The following is a 3449-nucleotide window of genomic DNA, read 5'->3' as shown; positions in this document are numbered from 1 at the left end:
GTCGGGGCCTCCATGCTGTGGGTCGGGTGGTTCGGCTTCAACGCCGGCAGCGCGGTGGCGGCGGACGGCAATGCCGGCATGGCCATGGCCGTCACCCAGATCGCGACCGCTACCGCGGCGCTCGCCTGGATGTTCAGCGAGTGGCTGGCACACGGGAAACCGAGCGTGCTCGGGATCGCCTCGGGGGCGGTCGCCGGACTCGTGGCGATCACGCCGGCCTCGGGCACGGCCGGCCCCATGGGCGCGCTATTGATCGGCGCGGCGGCGGGTACCGCTTGTTTCCTCGCCTCCACGAAGCTCAAGCGCGCCTGCGGTTACGACGACTCGCTGGACGTATTCGGCGTGCACGCTATCGGCGGCATCATCGGCGCCATCCTGACCGGGGTGTGCGTCGGCACCCTGGGCGGAAAGGGACTTGCGGAAGGCGTGACCCTGGGTCAGCAGGTCATCACGCAGTGCAAGGCCGTCGCCGTAACGATCGGGTATACGGCGGTCATGAGCTTCATCTTGCTCAAGCTGCTCGATATCATCATCGGCCTCCGCGTCAGCGAGGATCAAGAGACCGAGGGACTCGACATCGCCCTCCACGACGAGCGCGGTTACAGCCTCTAGGGGAAAACGCTTGGTGTGGATTCCCGCGGGCGCTTCGGCGCCCGTTTTTTTGCGAGACGGGCCGCGCCTTGACCGGTCGGCGGGCCGCCCGTCGCTCCTCCCACAGGCTCTTGTGGGTGCCGTCGCATTAGGGCGCGGTGCCGGTGTGCTCGCAAGCGCACAGCCACAGTTTTTTCTCTTATACACGGTGAACTGCACGCGCGCGAGCCCCTGTGCTGATGTGAGCCGTCGCAGAACGGCTGATTGCGCGACGGGCACAGGCTCACCAATAGTAGGTGCCGGGGTCCAAATCCAGACCGTAGGGCGCTTTCTGGGGCGACGTGTACTCATAGGAGTCGTTCCGGTTGGTATCATGGAGCCGGGTTGAATGCGCCGCCGCACAGCATCTCATTAGCCAAGCAAATATCTGCCCGGACCATGCCGTGCGCTATGCTAAGATTGAAGGATTCTCACACCAAACGCCTACGGCGTCCATCCTCGCATGACACAGCAGCCTGATCGCCCGCTCTCCGCGCAGCTCGAACCCCCGCCGGGGGTGGCCGCCGAGCTATTTCGGGCGCTAGTGCGTAAGGGCCACACCCAGTCGCTCGTGTCGGGGACCGTGCTGTTTCACGCCGGTGACTCGGACCGCAGCGCCTATTACCTATTGTCCGGGGAGATGCGCTTGACCGACGAGCGCGGGACCAGCGAACCGCTGCTCGCGGGTACAGCGGCCGCGAAGCGCCCGATCGCCCACAGGCAGCCGCGCACCGTGACCGCCATCGCCGGAGCCGACTGCAGGGTGCTTCGATTCGATCGCGAGATCCTGGAGGCAAGCGCCTCGCGCGACACGCCGGGCGGGATCCAGGTCGCCGAGATCCGAACCGATGCCGGCCTCGCACGGGACGAAGGCGCCTCGGACGACTGGATGACCCGCTTGTTACAGTCCGGCACCTTCTCCCGCCTGCCGCCCACCAAGCTCCAAGCCTTGTTCCTCCGTATCCAGGAACGGCCGGTGAGCGCGGGCGAGGTCATCGTGCGGCAAGGGGAGGAGGGTGATTGCTTCTATATCGTCAAGCTCGGAAAGGCCAAGGTGACCCGGTCCTTGAAGGTCGGCACCGATCTGACCCTCGCGCAACTTTCGGCCGGCGATCGGTTCGGGGAGGAGGCCCTGTTTACCGGGGCGGCGCGCAACGCCAGCGTCACCATGCTGACCGACGGGGTGGTGATGCGGCTTTCGAAACAGGATTTCGACGAGCTGCTTCGCGAGGCGACCGTCCGGAGGCTCTCCTTCTCCGATGCAAAGGAAAAGAAAGGGGCGATCTGGATCGATGTGCGGCTGGAACGCGAGCATCAGGGTGGGGCCATTCCAGGCAGCATCAACATCCCGCTGTTCATGGTCCGGCTGAAGGCCGACGCCCTGGACCCCAATAAAGACTACATCGTCTACTGCGACACCGGCCAGCGGAGCGCCGCGGCGGCCTTCCTTTTGACCGGCCGGGGACTCAACGTCTATGTGCTGGACGGCGGCCTGGCCGCCGCGCAGCCCTCTCGTGACTGATCCCCCGCCGCCCGCCCCTAAAACGTACCATTGGGGGCGCCTCGAGCCGTGCCTGGACCATTACGCGGTCATGGGGAACCCGGTCGGCCATAGCCTGTCGCCCGAGATCCATGCTGCGTTCGCGCGGGAGACCGATCAGCCCATCCGTTATACGGCCGAACTGGTGCCTCTCGAAGGCTTGACCGCCGCGGTCACGGCGTTCTTCGGGGCGGGTGGAAAGGGCCTCAACGTCACGCTGCCTTTCAAACAAGCGGCCTTTCGGCTGTGCCGCCGGCTTAGCGAGCGCGCCCGGGTGGCCGGGGCAGTCAACACCTTATGGTGCTCGCCGGACGGGCTTTTTCAGGGTGACAACACCGATGGTGCCGGCCTGGTGCGCGACCTCATCGGCAACCACGATACTGGGCTTGCAGGGCTTCGGGTCCTGGTGCTGGGGGCGGGCGGGGCCGTGCGCGGGGTCCTGGGGCCGATCCTGGAGGAACGGCCAGCCTCGGTCGCCTGCGCCAACCGCACCCTGTCCAAGGCCCTGGATTTGGGTCGGGACTTTCAGGGCCTCGGACTAGTCGAGGTCTGCGATTTTTCCGGCCTGGCCGGCCGGGAGTTCGATGTCATCGTCAACGGCACTTCGGCGAGCCTGGCGGGCCGGCTTCCGCCGCTGCCGGACGCGATCCTGCGCAAGGGGGGGTGTTGCTACGATCTCGTGTATGCCCGGTTGCCCACTCCCTTCTTACAGTGGGGGCTGCGCCAGGGGGCGTCGCTCGCCATCGACGGTTTGGGCATGCTGGTGGAGCAGGCTGCCGAGTCGTTTTTCCTCTGGCGCGGGGTTCGGCCCCGGACGGCGCCCGTCATCGAGAGGTTGCGAGGACCGTAGACCGGTCATCCGCCGCGGGGATTGGAACGTCACTTGCGGGCCTTATCAACATAAGGGGTTCTCACCATCGCATCGTAAAGCGATACCGGCAGGTTCATCTCCTCGAGGTATACCTTGGATAATACGGCAATCCTTGTTTGCTCCTTTCGGATCGTGTCATCACGCACGTCCGTGCGCTGCGAATAAGGGCGGTGAATTCCTACCCTACCCAAGACCATACGCTGGGTTGCACCGGCTAGAAGATAAACACAGGCGCTAAAGCAATCCGCGCGGTCCGGGATGATCACCGTCGCAAAGATCTGCCGGAGGTATAACCCTAAGTTGTGGATGGGAGACATGAGAGAGGCGGCGTATCCTTCCGCGTGAATCAAACGCGACGCCGGCCTAGGCCGGTGGAAGGAGACGCCACCGATGTTGAAGATAGTCGAG

General features: G+C 65.1%; 4 protein-coding genes. 3 read left to right on the top strand and 1 reads right to left on the bottom strand.

What is annotated here, in order from left to right; all coding sequences use genetic code 11:
• From M3461_06885 to aroE, 3 genes are all read left to right on the top strand, one after another.
• Positions 1-612, top strand: a 612-nt coding sequence (locus M3461_06885; GenBank protein MDQ3774100.1) for an ammonia channel protein, incomplete at its 5' end; no start/stop codon positions are given.
• A gap of 481 nt (positions 613-1093) precedes the next feature.
• Positions 1094-2152 carry a cyclic nucleotide-binding domain-containing protein gene (locus M3461_06880; protein MDQ3774099.1) on the top strand — a complete coding sequence of 353 codons (1059 nt, stop codon included), beginning with the start codon at positions 1094-1096 and terminating at the stop codon, positions 2150-2152.
• A gap of 70 nt (positions 2153-2222) precedes the next feature.
• On the top strand, positions 2223-3020 hold the full coding sequence (gene aroE / locus M3461_06875) for a shikimate dehydrogenase (GenBank protein MDQ3774098.1): 798 nt from the start codon (positions 2223-2225) through the stop codon (positions 3018-3020).
• A 29-nt stretch (positions 3021-3049) separates the two neighbouring features.
• On the opposite strand, the gene M3461_06870 is transcribed toward aroE, so the two are convergent.
• Positions 3050-3449 (bottom strand): hypothetical protein (locus tag M3461_06870; protein ID MDQ3774097.1); only part of this gene is annotated, 400 nt, incomplete at its 5' end.

This window comes from Pseudomonadota bacterium, from assembly GCA_030860485.1.
In the GTDB taxonomy this organism is placed as follows: Bacteria; Pseudomonadota; Gammaproteobacteria; order JACCXJ01; family JACCXJ01; genus JACCXJ01.
Note: the sequence above shows the minus strand (reverse complement) of the source record. Positions and strands in the feature narration are given on the sequence as shown.